The following is a 19,940-nucleotide window of genomic DNA, read 5'->3' on the forward strand; positions in this document are numbered from 1 at the left end:
CGGGCCGCCCCGGCGTCAGGTCACCAGCCCGCGCCGGAACGCCTCGCCGACGGCGCCCGCCCGGTCGCGCACGCCGAGCTTGTCGTAGATGCGCAGCAGGTGCGTCTTGACGCTGGCCTCGCTGACGAACAGGTCGTTCGCCACCTCCTTGTTGGAGGCCCCGTGCGCGACCAGGCGCAGCACGTCGAGCTCGCGCGCGCTGAGCACGCCGCTGCCCGGTCGCCGCACCCGGTCCATCAGGCGCTTGGTGATGGCCGGGGACAGCACCGCCTCGCCGCGCGCGGCCACCCGGGCGGCGCGCAGGAGTTCCTCGGTGGGCGCGTCCTTGAGCAGGTAGCTGGTGGCGCCGGCCTCGATGGCGGGCAGCACGTCGTTGTCGGTGTCGAAGGTGGTGAGCACCAGGACGCGGACGTCCGGTGCCGTCCGGCCGAGCCGCCGGATGGCGGTGACGCCGTCCATCACGGGCATCCGCAGGTCCATCAGGACCAGGTCGGGCCTCAGCTCCGGGACGAGGTCGAGGGCTTCCGCGCCGTTGCCGGCCTCGCCGACCACCTCGAACTCGGGGCTCCCGGTGAACGCGCCGCGCAGGCCGTCCCGCACGATCGGATGGTCGTCGACGATCAACAGCCGTATCGGTGGGGGCTGTTCGTTCATTCGCCCGCTCCCCGCCGGATCGCGGGCACGCTCGCGTTGACGGCGGTGCCCGCGCCCGGTGCGCTCTCCACGGTCAGCGTCCCCAGCACCCGCTCCAGCCGCTGCCGCAGGCCGGGGAGACCGTAGCCGGAGCCGAAGCCGGAGTCGCCGGGTGGCGGGTCCGCCTGGCCGGTCACGGCGAGCACGTCGAATCCGACCCCGTCGTCGCGGACGTCCAGCATGACGGTGTCCTCCAGGTAGGAAATGGTCAGCCCGACCCTACTGGCCGCGGCGTGCTTGGCGACGTTGGTGAGCGCCTCCTGCGCCACCCGGAAGAGCGCCACCTCGATCTCGGTCAGCAAGGGCACCGGGTCCCCGGTGACCTCGACCGACGCGGGGACGCCGTGCAGGGCCGACCAGCGCCGGGCGAGGTCGTGGACGGCGCCGGGCAGATGGGCCTCGTCCAGTTCCACCGGCCGCAGCGCCGCCACCGACCGGCGGGCCGCCGCGAGGCCCTCCCGGGCCAGTGTCCGGGCCTGCTCCAGGTGCCAGTCCCGCCGGTCGGGCCGCTCCCGGGCCCGGTCGGCGGCCTGGAGCTGGGTGACGATGCCCGCCAGACCCTGGGCGATGGTGTCGTGGATCTCCCGGGCCATCCGCTGCCGCTCGTCCTGGACACCGGCCTCCCGGGCCTGGGTGAGCAGTTGGGCGTGCAGGCCGTTGTTCTCCGCGATGACGCTCTTCAGCCGGGCGACCAGCCGACGACGCTCCTCGCTGCGCTCGTTGAAACGGTACGAGAGGTTGCCGAACACGCCGATCAGCAGCGTCTGCAGGCACACCGAGGCGGCGGCGACCGCGATCCGCTTCGAGGTGTCGGGGATCCCGCCGGGAATCAGGTTGACCATCAACGAGGTGGCACCGACGCTGACGAAGGCCCACTGCGGCGGCAGCAGGTCGTACGCCTGGACGAAGCCGATCACGGCGAACACGAAGAAGATCGGGTGCTGCGTCATCAGCACCGCGGCCAGGACCTGCTGGACCGCCACGTACGTCAGCATCGGCCCGGTGCGGGCGCTCCACTCCCGCGGGCGCAGGGTGTACATGGCCAGCGTCCACACCGTGGTCACCGCCACCAGGGGGACGACCGTCAGCCGCGCGTTCGCCGCGCCCTCCTCGGGCTGCAGGAAGCTCAGCACGGTGGCCACGGCCAGCAGTACCAAGGGCAGCGGGGCGAGGTAGCGGCGGACCCCGGCCAGGTCGATCGGTTCGTCGCTCGTCGCGGTCGTCGCGGTCGTCGCGGTCGTCGCGGTCGTCGCGGTCGTCATGATCCTCCCCCAGCCCCTCGTGCCCTGCGACCCTACGTGACCCTGCCGGCCCACCGGCCCCACCGGCTGACCGGCCCTCACCTACTCCCAGCGGAAGAGCCGGGCCGCCGCGACCCCGAGCACCACCGCGTACGCGGCCAGGACCAGCAGGGCCGCCGGGGCCGGCCAGTCGCCCCTCGCCGCATCGCCGAACGCCACCACCGAGGCGCCCAGCGGCGTGTAGTCCCCGATCCGGTTGACCGCCTCCGGCATCTGCTCGCGCGGCACGTAGAGCCCGGCGAAGAACATCAGCGGGAAGAAGAGCATGCTGCCCGCGCCGGTGGCGGCCCTCCCCGTGCGGATCACCGCGGCCAGGAACAGCCCGATGGCGAGGACCGCCGGCCCGGAGAACACGAAGGCCAGCAGGAACCCCCCCGGATTGGCGGGCAGTCGGACGTCCCAGAGCAGCGCCGCGGTGCCGAGCACCGCGGCGGTGGCGGTGGCCACGACCGTCGCCTGGACCACGAGTTGGGCGACCAGGACGCGCGCCGGGCCCACCGGCGTGGTCGACAGCCGCCGCAGCACGCCCTTCTCCCGGTAGCCCACCAGGTACGTCGGGGTGATGAACAGTCCGGTCAGCGCGAAGGACAGCACCACCAGGACGGGCGTGAAGTAGTCGATGCCGCGCCGCCCTAGTTCCGCACCGACCTCGTGGGAGGACGGGACGCTGCCGATGATCACCACCAGGGCGACCGGGAAGAGCAGCGTCCAGAAGTACGCGGCCGGATCGCGCAGGAAGAGCTTGAACTCCACGAGGGTGAGCCGCTTCATCGCCCGCACCGGGCCTCCTTCGGTCGTTTCGAGGTGCTCATGGAGTCACCCGGCTACCGGGCCGGGGGGCGGAGCGGCGTCCGGCCGGAGCGGCGTCCGGTCAGGGCGAGGAAGGCGTCCTCCAGCCCAGCCGGTTCGGCCCGCAGGTCCGCCGCCACGATCCCGCGCCGCGCCAGGGCCGAGGCCACCGCGTACACCAGGTTGCCGGTGCCGGTGACCACCACCTGCGCGCCGTGCCGCTGCACCGAGGTCACCTCCGGCAGTGCGGCGAGGAGTCCGTCGTCGAGCGTGCTGGTGGGCCGGAAGCGCACCCGCTGCTCGGCGTTCACGGCGGCGACCAGGCCGGCCGGGGTGTCCAGCGCCACGATCCGGCCGCGGTCGACGACGGCGAGCCGGTCGCAGAGCCGCTCCGCCTCCTCCAGGAAGTGCGTGACCAGAATGACGGTGATGCCCCGGTCACGGACCCGCTCGACCAGCTCCCAGGTGTCCCGCCGGGCCGACGGGTCCAGCCCCGTGGTCAGCTCGTCCAGCACCGCGACCTTCGGGTCGCCGACCAGCGCCAGCCCGATCGACAACCGCTGCCGCTGCCCGCCGGACAGCCGGCCGAACGGGCTGTCCGCCTCCTCCGTCAGGTCCAGCAGGTCGAGCAGCTCACGCCAGTCGGCGGGCTCCTCGTAGAAGGAGGCGTACAGCTCCATCGCCTCGGCGACCCGCAGCTTCTCCGGCAGCTCACTGCTCTGCAACTGCACGCCCAGGACCCGGCGCAGCCCGGCCGCGTCCCGCCACGGGTCCAGCCCGAGCACCGAAACGCTGCCGCCGTCCGGCACCCGCAGACCGGCGACGCACTCCACCGTCGTGGTCTTCCCGGCGCCGTTCGGGCCGAGGACACCGAAGATCTCGCCCTCCCCGACCTCGAAGGAGATGCCGTCCACGACGGTCTTCCGGCCGTACCGCACCCGCAGCTCCGACACCACGACCGCCGGCCCGCCACCGGGCGCCCCCGGCCTCACCGGTTCCGCCCGGCGTCCGCCCGGTGCCGGTTCCACCCGGTGTCCGGCCCCCGCCGGTTCGGTGTCACCCTGGTCCGTCCGGTCCGTCCGGTCCGTCCGGTCCATCTGGTCCGCCTGGTCCGCCTGGCTCGCACGGCCCTCGCCTCCCCGCGTCCTCCGCTTTCCGCCCAGTCTCCGGCGCCCGCCGCAGCCCGCGGATCCACCGTCCGACAACCGAACGGTGGAACCTCCGACGATCGAACGGTGGACACCGGGAGTCGGACGGCGGGCTGCTCCGGGCCGGCGGGGCGGCTCCGGGCCGGCGGGCCCTCCTCCGTGAACGACACCGGGGCCTCCCGGCGGCGGGAGGACAGGGGCGCACCCCCGAGCCGCCGAGAGGCCCTGCCCTCACGCGCGGACGGCCGGAAGGTCACCCGGTGGGGCGGCCTGCCGGAACCGACACGTTCCGGGTTCGTCGAGGGTCAGGCCGGTCAGGCCTTCCTGATGGTGTAGACGACGCCGCTGCCGACGCAACTGCTGCTGCTGTACTGGCTCGCGACGACCCAACCCGCCGGAATGGGGGAGAAGGAACACACGGTGGCGTACGTCTGCGTGGTGATCTTGCCGATGGCGTAGGCGACACCGGTGCCACGGCAGCCGCTGCTGCTGTACGAGCTGGTGACGACCCAGCCCGACGGGATCGGCGACATCGAACACACCGTCGCGGACGTCTGGTTGGCCGTGTTACCGATCGAGTACGCCACCCCCGTACCCGCACAACCACTGCTGCTGTACGAACTCGTGATCACCCAGCCCGTCGGGATCGGCGACATCGAACACACCGTCGCAGAGGTGTGGTTGGCCGTGTTGCCGATCGAATAGGCCACACCCGTACCGGCGCAGCCGCTACTGCTGTACGAACTGGTGATCACCCAGCCCGTCGGGATCGGCGACATCGAACACACCGTCGCGGACGTCTGGTTGGTGACATCGGCGATGGAGTAGGCGACACCGGTGCCGGGGCAGCCACTGCTGCCGTACGAGCTCGTGATCACCCACCCGGCCGGGATCGGCGAGTTGGAGCATATGGTCGCGCTGCCGGTGAGCCGCTGCGGAGCGGCCTGCGCCTGCGCGGTTGCGGCGGTCATCATGCCCAGCAGCATCAGCACAACCGTCACCAGGTTCGGGACGTGGTTCCGTAAGGTCTTCAATTCCGGCCTCAGATCTTCTCGACGCTCCATGAGTGCACTGTTGTGCAGACGAGGTGAACGATTGGCACACTGCCTCTTCACCTCGGCCGACATGGTGCCAGAGTCGCCCCAGTGGCACCAGAGTGCTCCGGGGACCGCCCACCTCGCCGGAGGCCGCCGTTCCGACCCTGGTGACCAGCAGTTCCACGGCCACCCCTAGACTCCCCCGCATGTCCGGTCCGACCTTGGTCATCGATCTCGCCGAGCCCCTCTCCCCCGCCTCCGTGCTGGAGCTGCGGGAGCTGATGGTGGGACTCTCCCGCTCCTGCCGCTTCGAGGAGAAGCGCCCCGGGCACTACGACGTCAATGTGCCCGCGGAACGGCTGGGCATCGAGGACACCAGCGACCCGGACCCGCGGCGACCGTACCCGCTCCCGCTGCTCGCCGGACAGGCGACCGACGCGAGCCTCGCCGCACTGGTGGGATTCGACCCCCGACGCGAGGACCCGCGCAGACCGTTCAGCGTCTACCTGATGGGCTCCGGCGCCGGCGACGACCACATCTTCGAGGCGGAGCACGCGGACGAGGACACGGACGCCATCGAGGCCGTGCTCGGCGGCCGGCCCGTCCAGGCCGTCAACGTCAGCGCCGGCTGCAACGGGCAGATCGACCACATCGCCACGGCCCTGCTGACCGCCGCCGTGCTGGACGTCATCGGCGGCGTCGGCAAGGCCGAACTGGCGGACGGCCAGGAAGCCGTGATCGCCGGCCTCCCCGGACTGCTCGGGATCACCGACGACGGCTGGGACACCGCCCTCGTCACCGCCGAGTTCCTGCGGGCCTGGGCCGAGCGGCCGGGGTTCCGGCTGCTCAAGTGACAGCGCAGGCACCGACCGGCCCCACCGTGTCCCGGCCCTGAGAACTCCCGCCGCGGTTCGGCGGTGCGGGCGTCACACCACCGCCAGAACCGAGCAGAACTCCCCTGCCACGCCCCAGCCGTGGACAGTGACGGCGCCCGGCGCCTCGCCGGGTTCCAGGAATTCGAACCACACGACCTTGCCCGCCCCGGCCCGGTGCCAGCCCCACGAGTGGGCCAGCGCCTCGACGAGGACCAGCCCCCGCCCGCTGGTCGCGTCGGGGCCCGTGGCGCAGCGCTCGAAGGCCGGTTCGGGATCCGACACCTCGACCCGCAGCCGCCCGCCCGACCGGCGGACGGTCACCGCACAGCGGGCCTTGGCGTGCTCCATCGCGTTCGCGATCAACTCGCTCGCACACAACTCCAGCTCGCGTAGCGATGCTTTGGGAAGGGGTACGCCCCAGGCCCGGACGATGTCCAGCACCAACCTGCGCGCAGGCGGAACCGCCTCGCCGTCCGGCGGGGCGTCCCATTCCAGGGGCACCGGAAACCGGGCGTTCCTCAGCGGGCTGACGACAAGCCCTGAGCCCGACAGTTCGAACATGCGGCCCCACAGTCAGTAGCCATTCGCCACCAGGCGGTGACGAAAGAATCGTCGACCCCTGGCAGTGCGATATGAACCCCTCAGATGGGACGTTCAGGGGACTTTTCGCAGCCTCTTGACGCCTCCGAACCCGGCAACCCGAAGAGAAACGTCGCTATCGGACGTACTGTTGAGGCAGTATCAGAAGTCCGGAGGACAGCATGTCCCGATCCATCGGCAACACCGCGCTCAAAGCGGCTCGACAGGCTCGCGGCCTCTCCAGCCAACAGGCGCTCGCAGTCGCTATGCACGACGCGGCCCGCCACCTCGGCTTGGGAGAAGTCATCGTGAGCCGCAAGCAGATCGGCCGCTGGGAGTCCCCCAACCCGCCCTGGCCGCGAGATGACCATCAGCAACTGCTCACCTACGTCCTGCGGCTACCGATCGAAGACCTCGGATTCCGCGCACCGTGGGACGACGGCATCCGACCGGTCCCCGACCGGGCGGCCGTGTCCGGCCGCCGTTTCTCAGCTCCTCCTGTGCTTCCGAAGCCAGTGGCGGGAGCCACCATGCAACCCGCCACCGTGGGGGCGGACTTCGCAACGATCACGGAGGCACATAGACGCCTCTACTGGAGCGTCGCGCCCGCTGTCCTGCACCAGGCGGTTGCCGAGCACGCCAACCTGGGCTCGGCCCTGCTGGCCGACACAGACGGAATCGCCAGAAGGGTGATCGCATCCGCCCTTGCAGAGAGCCTGCTGCTCGCGGGCCGGATCCAGTTCTTCGACCTCCGCCGGCCGGAGGCCGCCGACGCCACGTTCGTTCGCGCTCTGCAGGCCGCCGGCGAGGCCGATGACTCCCTCCTCGGCGCCGCCGTGCTCGGGCACTCCGCATTCGTCCCGGGGTGGGCAGGGCAGCGCGAGAACGCAGCCGAGCGGATGCGAGCCGCCCGCACGTACGCCCGGCGAGGGGCGTGCCCGGCGGAGCTGCTCGCGTGGCTCCACGCCGTGGAGGCGGAATGCCTGACCCGCTGCGGCGACCACCGCCAAGCCCTCTCGATCCTGCGTCAGGCCGAGGACACCCTCGCCGTCGGCTCCGAGCACCCCCGCCCGGAGTGGTTCACCTGGTTCTCGGCCACCCGGCTCGCCGCTTTCAAGGGAAACACGGAGCTGGCAGCCGGCCTGATCCCTCAGGCGCGAACCACTCTTGAGGCCGTGCTCACCGACCTCCCGGAGACCGACGGCAAGCAGCGAGTCGTCGTCCTCGGCGACCTCGCGGCCGTCGAAGCCGCCGCTGGACGACCGGACTCGGCGTGTGCCCTGCTGGAGCAGGCACTCGACCAGCTGAGCGTGACGTGGTACGCCACCGGCATGGAGCGCATCCGCGAGGCCCGCCGGGCACTCGCCCCCTGGCAGGAATCGGACGCCGTCCGCAGGATCGACGACCGCCTCTACTCCTGGTCGGCCACGCTCAGCTCCCTTCAGCGTTAGCCCGTGCGATCAGGTCCGGCAACTCGCCGAGCGAATCGATCCGAAAGGTCGCGCGGTCGGCTACGGGGTCGTGCTGCTGGATCCAGCCCCACGGCCCCCGGCGGATCAGCGCGGTCTGCATTCCGGCGTGGGCCGCGGGGAGAACGTCGTTGTCGAGGCGGTCGCCGACGTAGAGGATCTCATCCGGCTGCGCCGGCACTGCTTCTGCCACCCGTTCGAAGAACGCCGGGTCAGGCTTGCTCGCCTGCCAGTCGTCGGAGGTGCCGATGAGGTCGACGTCACCGGAGAACAGTCGGCGGAGGATCGCCCCGGACCGCACGGTCTGGTTTCCGGCGATGGCCAGCCACAGGCCGTCCGCCCTGAGACGCGCAAGTGCCGGACGGACGTCCCGGTAAAGGTCCTCCTCCCCGTACACCTCGGGGCAGCCGGCCGCCGCCCTCCTCTCACGCTCCAGGTACAGGTCGAAGCCGGGCCGGAAGATCCGGAAGGTGTCACGGTAGTCGCGGCCTTGAGCGATCACCGCCCCGAGCTGGGCGACAAAGGTGTGTCGAGGGACGCCGAGCCAGTCCGCCCAGGTGCCGTACTCCCGGGTCTCGTCCACCAGGCACTCGCCGACATCGAACACCACTGCACGGATCATGGCCCCAGCCTAGCCAGATGGCCGGACCGGTGGCCTCAGTGGCGGTGGTGGTTGTCGGGTTGGGCGGGGTCGCCGGGGTGTTCCAGTCCCTCGACCAGGGTGAGGCGGCGGGCTCGCTCCCGGTCCAGCCAGCGGACGAAGGCGGCCCGGCGGGCGGCCTCGCGCAGGGTGGGGGTGGGGTCGGGGTCCCGGGGGATGACGAGGGTGGCGAGAATCGCCGCCTTCCAGGGGCCGACGGTGACCCACTCGCCCGGCGGTGCCGCGCGGAGGGCTTCGGCGAGGGCGGCGGGAAGGGTGTCGGGGTCGGCTTCGAAGCCGCCGTCGGGGACGGCGATGTGCCAGCGGGTGGCCGGAGTTCGGGCGGTCAGGGCCCGGTAGTGGGCGACCTCGGCGGGTGCGGGCTCGATGTCGGCCGTCACGGATGCGTAGACGGCGCGGACGGCCGGGCTGCCCTCGTAGGCGGCGGCCGTGATGGAGCCGAGTTCGACGGCGGCCTGCTGGTCGAGGTGGGCGGTGCCGGAGGAGGCGACGGCAAGACCGCGTTCGGCGGCGACCGCTTCGCACAGGGCTTCGGTGAGGAGCACCTGGGCGACCCAGCGGGTGAGCTGGCGGTCCTCCGAACTTCCTTCCTGCGGCAGGGCGGTGGCGCGTGGGCCGGTGCGGAGGGCGGCGAGGCGGTGGTCGAGGGCCGCCCGTGGGACGGGGTGTCCGTCGAGGAGGCCGAGGGTCATGCCTCCACCACCAGGGCGACGGTCGGGGCGTACTGGCAGCGGCCGAACCACATGATTTTGGCGAGGGCCCAGTACGAGCCCGGGTCGGTGGATGCGGGGGCGGCGACGGCGATGTCGACCACCGTGGCGGCCCCGGCCGGGACGGTGAAGCCCCGGACGGGGTCGGGGAGCGCCTGCCAGGTGCCCCAGGGCGAGACCAGTTGCAGCTCGCCCCGGATCTCGCCGCGCGTGCGGTTGGTGAGGGTGAGACTCAGTGTGTCTCGGCCGCCGGGGCGCACGCACACGGTCTCGTGGGAGACCTCGACGTCCAGGCCGGTGTCCCGGCCGGTGGCCGCCTTGGTGCCCTGGGCGGCCGTCCAGTCCTCGGGGGTGTCGCCGGCGACGGGCAGCAGGGACGGGAGGTCGCCGACGGCGATGGTGACGACGTCCTCAATCTGCTGCCCGTCGTGCTCGATCCGGACGGCGGCGAAGTGCAGCCCGGGTTCGGCGTCGGCGGGTGGGGTGAGGGTGACCGGGAAGCGCAGGGCCCCGCCGGGTTCGAGCCGGTACGGGCGGCTGCCGAGGGTGGTGTCCCAGCCTTCGGGTGGCAGCACGACGGCCGTTCCCTCGACCGCCGTGTCCCGCAGGTGGGAGGAGAGGGCGACGGACAGCGTGACCGCTTCGCCCGCTGTCCGCAGCAGCCCGGGCGAGGCGCCGACGGACACCGGCAGGTAGCCGAGCGGTGCCGGGCCGCGGTTGTGCAGCCAGTAGCGGGCGTGGACGGGCTGGGCGGGTTCGGCGACCGGGCCGAGGACGGGGCCGTCGGCCGGGGCGGTGACGGCGGGGGTGGCCAGCAGGGTGGCGATCCGGGAGCCGGGGAGGTCCGGTTGTGCGGTGGCGGGGCCGAGCGGGCGTTCCAGCAGGTCGGCAAGGCGTGCGTCGCCGAGTCCGAGTGCGCCGCTGAGTCGTGCCGTCCGTCCGAGCCCGGTGGATTCGACCAGCCGGAGGGTGAGTTCGGGTCCGGTATCCCGTGCCGAGCCGTGCGCGATGGGGTTCCCGGCCGGTTTGAGCGCGCCGAGCAGGACTTCGCGCTGCGGTTCGACCCGCAGCCAGGAGAGGGTGGCCGGCAGCGGGCCGTCCTGGGCCGGGACGATCCGGGCGTACAGCGGGTGGTTGAACTCCTGGCCCTGTGCGGGCAGCGTCCGGTCCCGCCAGTCGCCGTTCCCGGCGACCAGGGCGTAGGTGAACTCGTGTGTCCAGTGCTGGAGTTGGAAGGACGCTCCGTCGGGCAGGGTGCGCCGGGGCGGGTCGATCCAAACGCCGGAGGGCCAGCCGGTGCAGGAGCGCATCAGGGACAGGTGCAGGGCGCCGGTGGTGTCGACGGCGAATCCGGGCAGGCCGAAGCTGAGCAACGCCACGGTGTGGTCGGCGAGTTCGTCGGTGACCGCCGTCGGGCAGACGGCGGTGATCCGGGCGTCGGCCAGGTCGTCGGCCAGCGCCGCGGGGTCGGTGACGATCAGCGCGGGCAGGGCCCGCAGGTCGCGCAGGTCGGCGTCGGGCCGCCAGACCTCGGCGAGTGGGGTCAGGGCGGGCACCCAGACGGCGCCGTGTGCCTTCAGGACGGCGGCGTACTCCTCGCCGGCCCGCTCGATCAACTCCCGTGCCGCGTCGTTGACGTCGGGCGTGCCGATGACGATCCGGAAGTCGGGCAGGTTGGAGTCGACGTCCAGCCAGCCGTACCGCGCCCAGTCCGCGCCCGAGGTGGTGGCGGTGACTCCGACCCGGGCGAGCGCGACGACCAGGGGCCGGGCGTCGGCGGCGTCGTCCAGCGTCGGGACGACGACTTCCGCCACACCGAGGGCGCGGGAACCGGTGGCCGCCCCGGAGGGGTCGGTGAGGTCGGCCCGCGCGGTGGCGCCGAGCCCGAACCAGGTGTTGGCCGGGTTGTCCAGGGTCCACGGTGCTTCGGCCGCGTCCACGTCCGGCATCGCGAAGCCGCGTCCGATGACCGCGCCGGCGACTTCGCTGACGGGCAGCCCGCCGGGGACGTCCACGGGGAAGCGCAGCCGCCACAGCCGGTCGGCGCCGGAGTGGTCCACGACCCGGGTCCGGCAGTCGACCCGGTCGAGCCCGCGCCACAGGGTGACGGTCTGCCGGTACCGGACGGAGTCGACCGTGCCGTCGATCACCAGTCGCTCGCCGAGCGGTCCGGTCTCCCGGCGGACCGAGGCGGCGCCGTCGCCGGAGCCGACGACCGGTCCGCTGGGGACGAGGTGCCAGGGGCCCTCACCGAAGTCGGGGTGCTGCGGGTACTCCTCGTACACGCGCAGTTCGTTGCCGATCCGGCCGTCCTGGATCAGCTCGCGTCGGTGCCGCAGGTCCCGGACGGAGGTGAGGCCGCCGCCGCGTGCCGGGTCGGCCGTGACCCGGTACCGGCCGTTGGCGATCGCGCAGCCCTCGGCCGGCGTCCACGGCTCGACCGGGTCGCCCTCCGCCAGCCGCCAGGTGCGCCAGCCCAGCGCGGGCACGTCGGCGGCGAGGAACCGCAGTGTTCCCCGGTCGACGGAGCTCGGCACCGCCTCGCCACGGTCGTCCACCACCCGGACCGCGCCGGTGCCGTCCGGCAGTTCGACCGAGACGAGGTCGGTCCGGTCGAAGGACAGCGTGTTGGTGACCACCACGGCGGGGGCGTCTCCCGCTGAGCCGTCCCGGGCCGAACCGCCCGGGACCGGACCGTCCTGCGCCGGACTTTGCTGCGACGAACCGTCCGGGACCGAGCCGTCCTGCGGCGGGCCGTCCCCGGCCGTGGCGATCCGGCCCGTGAGCGCGTCGAGCGCCGCGTCCCGGACGGCGGTGGCCAGGTCGTACGCCTCCCGCCAGCCGCCCAGCAGGTCGAGGTACACCTGGTCGGATTCGGAGCCGGTGATCGCGTCGTGGTGGGCGCCGTAGGCGAGGTGGCGCCAGACCTTGTCCAGCGCGGCGGCCGGGTACCGGCCGAGGCCGTGGACGGCGGCGAGCGTGGCGAGCTTCTCGGCGTCCACGGCGGCGACCTCGCCGGCCCGTTGGGCCTGTTTGGTGTCGATGTACGAGACGTCCTTGCCGGTGTACACCGGGTTCATGTCGCGGGTCTGCGGGCTGGGCCGCCGTCCGGTGGCGGCGAGTTCGGCCCGGACGGCGTCGAGGAAGTCGCGCGGGGTGGCGCAGACGAACCGGGGCCAGAGGTACTTGGCGGCCCAGGAGCGGTGGATCTCGGTGACCCACTTGTTCGGCGGCGTGTAGTCCGTCCCGACGGGCAGCAGCAGGTTCTTGGTCGCGCCGACCGGCTTGAGCTTGCGGTACAGCTCGTGGACGGCCCGTTCGGCGGTGGCGAGGTCGGGCGAGGAGTCCATCCACCAGCCGGCCGAGTAGTGGTGCGGCATGTAGTGGGTGAGCACACCGTCGCCGCCGGGGGCGATCCACTCGAACTCGCTGGGGAACTGCATCACCCGGGCGTCGTCCTTGGCCTCGCGGAAGTTCTTCTGGATCGGTCCCCACTGGTGGAAGGGGCCGCGGGCCCAGGCGCTGCCGGTGAGGCCGGCCGCGGCGAGGTGGCCGGGGAACTGCGGGTCGTGTCCGAACACGTCGAGCTGCCAGGCGGTCCGGGGGTCCCCGCCGAGGATGTCGCGCTGGTAGCCGATGCCGTGGACGATGTTGCGGATGGTGGTCTCGGCGCCGGTCAGGTTGGTGTTGGGCTCGTTGTACGTGCCGCCGACGAGTTCGACCTGTCCGCGTTCCAGCAGCAGTCGCAGCGTCTCGCGGCGTTCCGGGTGCTGGTCGAAGTACGGCTTCAGGTAGTCGACTTCGGCGAGGACGAACTTGTACACCGGGTCCCGGAGGGCGAGGTCCAGGTGCGCGTCGACGAGTGCGAAGCCGTTGCGCTCCCAGAGCGGACGGGTGGTGGCGTCGGCGGACAGCAGTTCCCACGGGGAGGTGTAGGCGGCCTGGGTGTTCCACCAGACCGGGTCGTAGTGGAAGTGCGAGACCAGGAACATCGTCCAGCCCGGTTCGGCGACCTCCAGCAGGGCTTCGGCGCGGGCGCCCCCGGCCGCCACGGTGACCGGGATCCGGTCCCCGGGCCGGGCGTCGGAGGTGATCTCCAGCGGGACCTCGACCGGCCCCGTGCCGGTCGCCTCGCCGTGGACGCCGGGGCCGCTGACGGCGATCCGGGCGGCCGGGCCCCCGGTCGTCACCCGCAGGATCTGGCGCGGAGCGTCCTCGGGGCCGACGAACAGGTCGGTGTTCTCGACGGCGGTGATGGTGACCGGCACGGGATGGTTCCTTTCCGGGGGTCCGATCGGGCGGGCGCTACGCGCCCCAGGCCTCGAACTCGTAGATGCGGGCGGCCGGGTCGGTGGTCTGGGTGGGTTTGGTGACCACCAGGCGGACGTAGCGGGCGGTCGTGCTCACCGGGTGGGTGGTGGTGCCGGACGTGTTGCCGGCGACGTCGGCGACCGTCGTCCAGGGGTCGGTGGTGGTGGACCGGACCTGGATGGAGAAGTCGCGGGTGTTGTACGAGGAGTTCTCGCCGCCCGCCGCGGCGTGCTTGACCACGAACCTGGACAGCTGCTTCGCCGAACCGAGGTCCACCTCAAGCCACTTGGCGGAGCTCAGGGTGCACCACTTGTCGCCGTTGCCGCCGCTGACGCTGCCGTTGACGGCCTTGGCCGGGCCCTCGTCGGCGTTGCACCGGCCGGAGGCGGTGGCCGGGCGGTTCAGCGCCAGGTTGGTCGAGGTCGGCGGGGTGCTGCTCCAACTCACGCTCGTGGACGCGGCGCCGGACCGGCCGAAGGTGGTGGACACCGCCTCGACGTCCAACGTGGTGGCGCTCTCGCCGCCGGCCCGGTCGAGGCGTCCGACGAAGTACGCGTCGTTGGGCGTCGCACCGAGGAAGGTCCGGCTGCCGTCCGCGTTGCGCCGGTACACCTCGTAGTGGTGGACGTTGCCGCCGGGCGCCGCCGTCCAGGACAGCCGCAGCGACTGCGCGATGCCCGGCGTCACGTCGCTCGCGCCGAGCACGGTGAGCCCGGACGGCGCCGCCGGCTTCTCCACCGCTCCGTCGTAGAGCGCGAGTTGGCCGACCCGCAGGTCGTACGAGGGGTCGGAGCCCTCGACCCGCAGCGCCAGCTGGGCGATGGTGCGGCCCGCGTACGGAGAGAGGTCGAGGGTGTGGCGCTCCCACCCGGTGCCGGCGTCGGCGCCGACGTCGATCGTGGTGAAGCTGTTCGGCGCGTCGGTGAAGGCGATGGCGGCCTTGAGCTTGGTGGGCCCGGCCGCCGGGGTCTTGACCACCAGGTCGAGCTTGGTGGTCGCCGCGACCGGCAGCCTGGTCTGGTACAGCCGGACGGTGTTGGCGGCGTCGAGGGTGCCGGTCAGTCGGAGCGAGGATCCGCCCTGGTAGGCGTCGGTGAAGTCGACGGAGGGGGTGAGCCTGCTGCCGGCCGAGTCGACCACCCAGCGGTAGGTGGGCGGCACGTCCTGGAGCGAGAGGTTGTTCCAGCCGCCGGTGGCGACCCGGGTGCCGCCCGCGTTGTAGAAGTCGCCCTGCCCGGTGTCGAAGGTGGTGCTGAAGGGCTTGGCGGTGATCGGCGAGGATTCGGCCACGTAGCCGGCCAGGCCGGGCCAGCTCGCCGAGGTGTCGATCCGGGAGGGGTCGCCGGCGGCGCCGACCCAGTAGCGGGAGTCCTTGGCGTAGAAGTCGGCGCGGTCGGTGGCCGACTTCCAGGTCCACTCGGGGCGGTAGAGGCCGAGCGAGGTGGTGTGCGGCTTGCCGGCCGGGAAGAGGGTGTTCCAGTCCACCCCGGTGTTGTAGCCGTTGGCCTCGGTGTCGATGCCGGAGTAGAGGTCGTACTCGTTGCGGCCGAGCTGCCGGGCCAGGCTCCGGGAGGAGTCCAGGCCGCTCGCCGACCAGTCGAAGTTCAGGAACATCGAGTCCGAAGTACGCTTCGAACCGTCCTGGAGGAAGGGCGAGTTGGCGGAGGTGAGGGCGTTCTGCCAGTTCACGGCGCCGGAGGTGGTCATCGCGTCGTACCACATGAACTCGGTGCCGCTCTGCGCCTTGGTGTACTGCATCAGGTTGCGCAGCTCGCCGGCGAGGGCCGAATCGCCGCCGCCGGTCTCCTGGTTGATGAACCAGCCGTCGAAGCCGTAGTACTGCGCGGCCTGCACGAGCTTGTCGGCAACGGGGTAGCGGCTGCCGGACTTCTGGACGAAGTCGCGCACCCACTGGAGCTGGCCGCCGTACGCGCCGGGCGGGAAGAAGACGGTGCCGTAGACCTTGACGCCGTTGCGGTGGGCCGCGTCGATGACGGTCGGGTTGGGGGCGAGGATCAGGCCCTCGCCGGCCGATCCGCCCCAGAACACCAGCTTGTCGACGTACTGCCAGTAGCCGAAGGCGTAGTAGTCGGTGCCGGCGGAGCCCTGCGAAGGGTTGTCGGACGTGGGGCCGAAGGAGACCAGCGAGGCGATCTTCCCTTCGCCGGCACGGGCGTTGGGGTTGGCCTTGAGCGCCGGGTCGCTGGTGCGCGGCTGCAGCGGGACGCGGGAGCGGTTGAAGCGGGCGTCCGGGTCGGTGGCCGGGTCCCAGGTCAGGATGCTGTTGGGGTACCAGTACGAGGCGAAGGGCTGGTTGCCATGGCCGGCGGCTGCGGGTGCCGCCACCGGACCGGCGGCGGGCCCTGCGACGGGTCTCGGCCCGGCCCAGGCCGAGGGGGTGGAGGTCAGTGCGGCCGTCGCGAGGACGGCGCTGAGCAGCAGGGGGAGGCGTCGTGACATGCGGTGGCTCCGATCGAGCGGAGTGGGTGGGGGCGGGCCCCGTCTCGTACGGGGGTCCGGGTGCATGCGGGCGGTGCCGGTGCTGGTGCTGGTGCCGGAACGAGTCGGTCCGGAACGACTGGGTCCGGGCCGGGTGCGTCCGGACCGGGCGTGGGTCGTCGCTCCTCGCCGCTGCGGCGGTTCCTCGACGTACGGGCACAACGGGAGCCGGACGGAGAGCGGCGGAGCGCGCCGAGCGGGGGCCGCTCGGCGCTGCGAGGCTAAACCGGTTCAGAACCGCTGTCAACGACTCGCGCAGCAACCACCCCGAGGGGTGAGCCGGCGCCGGAGCGGACGGCGGAATCCGCCGGCCCGGGCACGCCGGGCGGCGAGGTGGACTCCCGCACGGTGAGCCGCGGCGTGGGCATCTGCAGGTCCCGCCCGGGCCCTGCCCCGTCCAGGGCCTCCAGCAGGCTGCGGGCGACCTGCTCGCCGAGCGCGAACGTGTCCCGGCTGAGCGCGGTCAGCGGCGGGTGGACGATCCGGGCGAGCACCGAGTCGTCGAAGGAGACGATGGACAGCTCGCCGGGCACCGCGACGCCCATCTCCCCCGCCACGCCGAGCCCGGCGACGGCCATCACGTCGCTGTCGTACACGATCGCGGTCGGCCGCCCGGCCCGGGAGAGCAGGGTGCGGGTGGCGGCCGCGCCCTCGGCGTCGCTGAAGTCGGTGGGCACCGACACGGCCTCCTCCAGGCCGAGCCGGCGCGAGGCGTCGCGCAGCGCGCGGATCCGCCGCTGGGTGTGCTGGAAGTGCGGCAGCCCGGCGAGGTGGGCGATCCGGCGGTGCCCGATGGCGGCCAGGTAGTCGACGATCGAGAGCATGGCCTCCCGGTCGTCGGCCCAGATCCGCAGCTGGTTGCCGCCCTTGCCGGGCCCGCCCAGCACGACGGCGGGCAGCCCGAGTTCGTCCAGCACCGGCAGCCGCGGGTCCTTGACCTGGAGGTCGACCACGATGAAGCCGTCGACCCGGTGCTCGGAGGCCCAGCGGCGGTAGACCTCCGTCTCGGCGGCGGTGTCCTCGACCACCATCAGGTGCAGCGCGACGGAGCTGGCCGAGAGCACCGCCTGCAGTCCGGAGAGCAGCTGGCTGAAGAACGGCTCGACGCCGATGGTCCTGGCCGGGCGGGCGATCACCAGGCCGACGGCGTCGGCCCGGGCACCGCCGAGGGCGCGCGCGGCGCTGTGCGGCCGCCAGTTCATCTCCTCCGCGACCCGCAGGATCCGGTCCCTGGTCGCCTCGCTCACGCCCGGCCGGCCGTTGAGCGCGAAGGACACCGCGCCCTTGGAGACACCGGCCTGGCGGGCGATGTCGGCGATCGTCGGTCTGCCCACAGAACCCGAACTCCTCTCTTGACATCCAAGTTTAGGCGGGAGCATAGTCCCTGCCATAGCTAGACCGGTTTAGTTGATTAGCCAGTTAGCCAGGTTCCGGAAGCCGGCACAACCCCCGTCGACATCGATCACTCCGAAACCCCGAAACCCCGGGACTCCGGGGGCCCAGGACTCCCAGGTCCTGCGGCCTCCGGGGCCACGAGAACCCCCGAGCTCAGCACGATCCCCCACCCACCCCCAGGACCGGGAGACCCTCATGCGAAGAATCTGGGCGGCACTGACGACAACGGCCTTCACCGCCGCCGCACTCACCGGCTGCGGCCTCGGCTCCGGCGACACCAAGGACAGCGACAGCGTGGCGAGTGCGGCCGCCACCGGCCAGGTCAAGGGCAAGGTCTCCCTGCAGACCTGGGCGCTCAAGCCGAAGTTCACCGACTACGTGCAGGGCGTCATCGACGGCTTCAAGAAGAAGTACCCCGGCGTCGAGGTCGAGTGGCTCGACCAGCCCGGCGAGGGCTACTCCGACAAGGTGCTCAGCCAGGCCGCCGCCGGCACCCTGCCCGACGTGGTCAACCTCCCGCCCGACTTCGCCCTCCCGCTCGCGAAGAAGGACCTCCTGCTGGACGTCGCCAAGGCCGACCCGAAGCTGGCCGACGAGTACGTCGCCGGCGGCGTCGAGGCCTACCGCTTCACCGGCTTCCAGGGCACCTTCGGCTACCCCTGGTACCTCAACACCGATGTGAACTACTGGAGTTCGGAACTCCTCACGAAGAACGGACTGGACCCGAAGAAGCCCCCGGCCACCCTGGACGAACTCATCGCCCAGGCCCGGGTGATGAAGGAGAAGTCCGGCGGCCAGACCTACCTGATGAGCCGCAAGCCCGGCCTCGGCGACCTCTACAACGCCGGCGTGAAGCTCATGTCCGACGACGGCAAGTCCTTCACCTTCAACACCCCCGAGGCCGCCGCGCTGCTCGACAAGTACCGCGACGCCTTCAAGGAGGGCCTGCTCCCCAAGGACGTCCTCAGCAACACCTACGCCGGCAACACCAAGCTGTTCAACGCCGGCACCGCCGCCTGGACCACCTCCGGCGCCAACTACATCACCAGTCTCGCCACCGACAACCCGACGCTCGCCCCGAAGGTCGTGCCCTCCCCCGCGCTGGCCACCCCGCCGATGTACGTCCAGGGGCTGTCCATCCCGAAGAGCACCAAGAACCCGGCCGCCGCGGTCGCCCTCGCCCGCTGGGTCACCAACGCCGAGAACCAGGCCGCCTTCGCCCACCTGACCAGCATCTTCCCGTCCACCAAAGCCTCCGCCGACGACCCGTTCTTCAGCAAGAGCGACGGCACCAACGCGGGCGACGCCAAGGTGATCGCGTTCACCTCGCTGGCCAAGGCCAAGCTCATCCAACCCGTGCAGGTCGACGACGCGATGAGCACGATCATCAACCAGCAGATCGCGCTGGCCATCAGCGGCGACGCGAGCTCCAAGCAGGCGCTGGACACCGCCGTGGAACAGTGCAACAAGCTGCTCAAGGGCTGACCTCGGCACGAGTGTCCGCCGAACCCGGTACCGGCGACGCGGCGGGGTCCCCCACACCCGCCGCTCCCGGGAATGACCCGCACCACCCCCCAGGCCCCAGGAAGGCAACCGCATGACCCACCGGCGCTGGTTCACCCCCTGGCTGCTCGCCGGGCCCGCGATCGTCTGGCTGGCCGTCTTCAACCTCTGGCCGGCCGTCAACACGGTGATCCTGTCGTTCACCAATGCCAAGCCGCTGGGCGGCGGACAGTTCACCGGCCTGGAGAACTACGGCCGCCTGCTGGACGACGAGCAGCTCGCCGACGCCCTGCTCAACAGCATCGTCTTCATGCTGGTCTGCCTGCCCCTGCTGACCGTCCTACCGCTGCTGCTCGCGCTCCTCGTCCAGCGCAGGATCCCCGGCATCACCTTCTTCCGCACCGCCTTCTACACCCCGGTGATCGCCTCCGCCGTCGTGGTGGCGCTGATCTGGGGCTGGGTGCTGGACGACCGCGGCCTGGCCAACGGCCTGCTCCGGCAGAGCGGGCTGACCGACTCCCCGGTCTCCTTCCTGACCGACCGCTGGCTGCTGCTGTTCAGCGCGATCGCCCTGACCGTCTGGAAGGGCCTCGGCTACTACATGGTCATCTACCTGTCCGCCCTCGCCAACGTCCCGCGCGAACTGCACGAGGCCGCGGCGGTCGACGGCGCCGGGCCGCTGAGCCGGTTCTGGCACGTCACCCTGCCCGGGGTGCGGCCGACCATGGTCCTGATCTCCGCGCTGATCTCGGTGAGCTCGCTGCGCGTGTTCTCCGAGCTGTACGTGCTCTCCAACGGCCAGGGCGGCCCCGGGGGGCGCGACATGTCGGTGGTGATGCTGATCCAGATGTACAGCCGCGGCTTCAACGGCCACCTCGGCTACGCGTCGGCGCTCAGCCTGCTGCTGTTCGTCGTCACCCTCGGCCCGATGCTGTTCCTGATGCGCCTGAACCGGAAGGCGGCCTGAACC

15 protein-coding genes are annotated in these 19,940 nt (G+C 72.0%); 4 read left to right on the forward strand and 11 right to left on the reverse strand.

From position 1 onward, the window contains the following. Nucleotides 1-15: 15 nt before the first annotated feature. The 5 genes from ACFV0O_RS07120 to ACFV0O_RS07140 all read right to left on the reverse strand — a co-directional run bounded on the left by ACFV0O_RS07120 (nucleotide 16) and on the right by ACFV0O_RS07140 (nucleotide 4,995). Nucleotides 16-654 (reverse strand): response regulator, encoded by a 639-nt coding sequence (locus ACFV0O_RS07120; RefSeq protein WP_380337484.1) that lies wholly within the window; start codon nucleotides 652-654, stop codon nucleotides 16-18. Beyond that, entirely contained in the window at nucleotides 651-1,955 is a 1,305-nt protein-coding gene (locus ACFV0O_RS07125; RefSeq protein WP_380337487.1) for a sensor histidine kinase, read from the reverse strand. The genes ACFV0O_RS07120 and ACFV0O_RS07125 overlap by 4 nt, the downstream gene beginning before the upstream one ends. 81 nt (nucleotides 1,956-2,036) lie before the next feature. Beyond that, nucleotides 2,037-2,765, reverse strand: coding sequence for an ABC transporter permease (locus ACFV0O_RS07130; protein ID WP_380337831.1), 729 nt, complete (start codon nucleotides 2,763-2,765; stop codon nucleotides 2,037-2,039). 53 nt (nucleotides 2,766-2,818) lie between these two features. Continuing rightward, entirely contained in the window at nucleotides 2,819-3,721 is a 903-nt protein-coding gene (locus ACFV0O_RS07135) for an ABC transporter ATP-binding protein (protein WP_380337490.1), read from the reverse strand. A 524-nt stretch (nucleotides 3,722-4,245) separates the two neighbouring features. After that, nucleotides 4,246-4,995 carry a hypothetical protein gene (locus tag ACFV0O_RS07140; protein ID WP_380337493.1) on the reverse strand — a complete coding sequence of 250 codons (750 nt, stop codon included), beginning with the start codon at nucleotides 4,993-4,995 and terminating at the stop codon, nucleotides 4,246-4,248. 179 nt (nucleotides 4,996-5,174) lie between these two features. On the opposite strand from ACFV0O_RS07140, the gene ACFV0O_RS07145 reads away from it, so the two are divergent. Then, the gene (locus tag ACFV0O_RS07145) at nucleotides 5,175-5,822 is read left to right on the forward strand and encodes a DUF6368 family protein (protein WP_380337496.1); all 648 of its coding nucleotides are present in this window, start codon (nucleotides 5,175-5,177) and stop codon (nucleotides 5,820-5,822) included. Between the two features lie 72 nt (nucleotides 5,823-5,894). Here ACFV0O_RS07145 and ACFV0O_RS07150 read toward each other — a convergent pair whose 3' ends face one another. After that, on the reverse strand, nucleotides 5,895-6,404 hold the full coding sequence (locus ACFV0O_RS07150) for an ATP-binding protein (protein WP_380337499.1): 510 nt from the start codon (nucleotides 6,402-6,404) through the stop codon (nucleotides 5,895-5,897). Nucleotides 6,405-6,952: 548 nt separating this feature from the next. Here ACFV0O_RS07150 and ACFV0O_RS07155 point away from each other — a divergent pair. After that, a complete protein-coding gene (locus tag ACFV0O_RS07155; RefSeq protein ID WP_380337501.1) occupies nucleotides 6,953-7,873 on the forward strand; it encodes a transcriptional regulator in 921 nt (306 codons plus the stop codon). Here the strand turns inward: ACFV0O_RS07155 and ACFV0O_RS07160 are convergent. From ACFV0O_RS07160 to ACFV0O_RS07180, 5 genes are all read right to left on the reverse strand, one after another. Continuing rightward, nucleotides 7,854-8,513, reverse strand: a complete 660-nt coding sequence (locus ACFV0O_RS07160; protein ID WP_380337504.1) for an HAD family hydrolase — start codon at nucleotides 8,511-8,513, stop codon at nucleotides 7,854-7,856. The genes ACFV0O_RS07155 and ACFV0O_RS07160 overlap by 20 nt on opposite strands. Before the next feature lie 35 nt (nucleotides 8,514-8,548). Further along, nucleotides 8,549-9,244: a hypothetical protein gene (locus ACFV0O_RS07165; RefSeq protein ID WP_380337507.1), complete on the reverse strand. Its 696-nt coding sequence runs from the start codon at nucleotides 9,242-9,244 to the stop codon at nucleotides 8,549-8,551. Then, nucleotides 9,241-13,530 carry an NEW3 domain-containing protein gene (locus ACFV0O_RS07170; RefSeq protein WP_380337510.1) on the reverse strand — a complete coding sequence of 1,430 codons (4,290 nt, stop codon included), beginning with the start codon at nucleotides 13,528-13,530 and terminating at the stop codon, nucleotides 9,241-9,243. Before ACFV0O_RS07170 ends, ACFV0O_RS07165 begins: the two co-directional genes overlap by 4 nt. Before the next feature lie 37 nt (nucleotides 13,531-13,567). Next, nucleotides 13,568-16,033, reverse strand: coding sequence for a discoidin domain-containing protein (locus ACFV0O_RS07175; protein WP_380337512.1), 2,466 nt, complete (start codon nucleotides 16,031-16,033; stop codon nucleotides 13,568-13,570). A 260-nt stretch (nucleotides 16,034-16,293) separates the two neighbouring features. After that, nucleotides 16,294-17,406 (reverse strand): LacI family DNA-binding transcriptional regulator, encoded by a 1,113-nt coding sequence (locus ACFV0O_RS07180; RefSeq protein WP_380337515.1) that lies wholly within the window; start codon nucleotides 17,404-17,406, stop codon nucleotides 16,294-16,296. Between the two features lie 256 nt (nucleotides 17,407-17,662). Between ACFV0O_RS07180 and ACFV0O_RS07185 the strand changes: the two genes are divergently transcribed. Continuing rightward, the gene (locus ACFV0O_RS07185) at nucleotides 17,663-18,952 is read left to right on the forward strand and encodes an ABC transporter substrate-binding protein (protein ID WP_380337518.1); all 1,290 of its coding nucleotides are present in this window, start codon (nucleotides 17,663-17,665) and stop codon (nucleotides 18,950-18,952) included. Between the two features lie 112 nt (nucleotides 18,953-19,064). Then, nucleotides 19,065-19,937, forward strand: coding sequence for a sugar ABC transporter permease (locus tag ACFV0O_RS07190; protein ID WP_360251971.1), 873 nt, complete (start codon nucleotides 19,065-19,067; stop codon nucleotides 19,935-19,937). Nucleotides 19,938-19,940 lie beyond the last annotated feature (3 nt).

The sequence above is a fragment of the Kitasatospora sp. NPDC059577 genome, assembly GCF_042735475.1.
Classification (GTDB): Bacteria; Actinomycetota; Actinomycetes; order Streptomycetales; family Streptomycetaceae; genus Kitasatospora.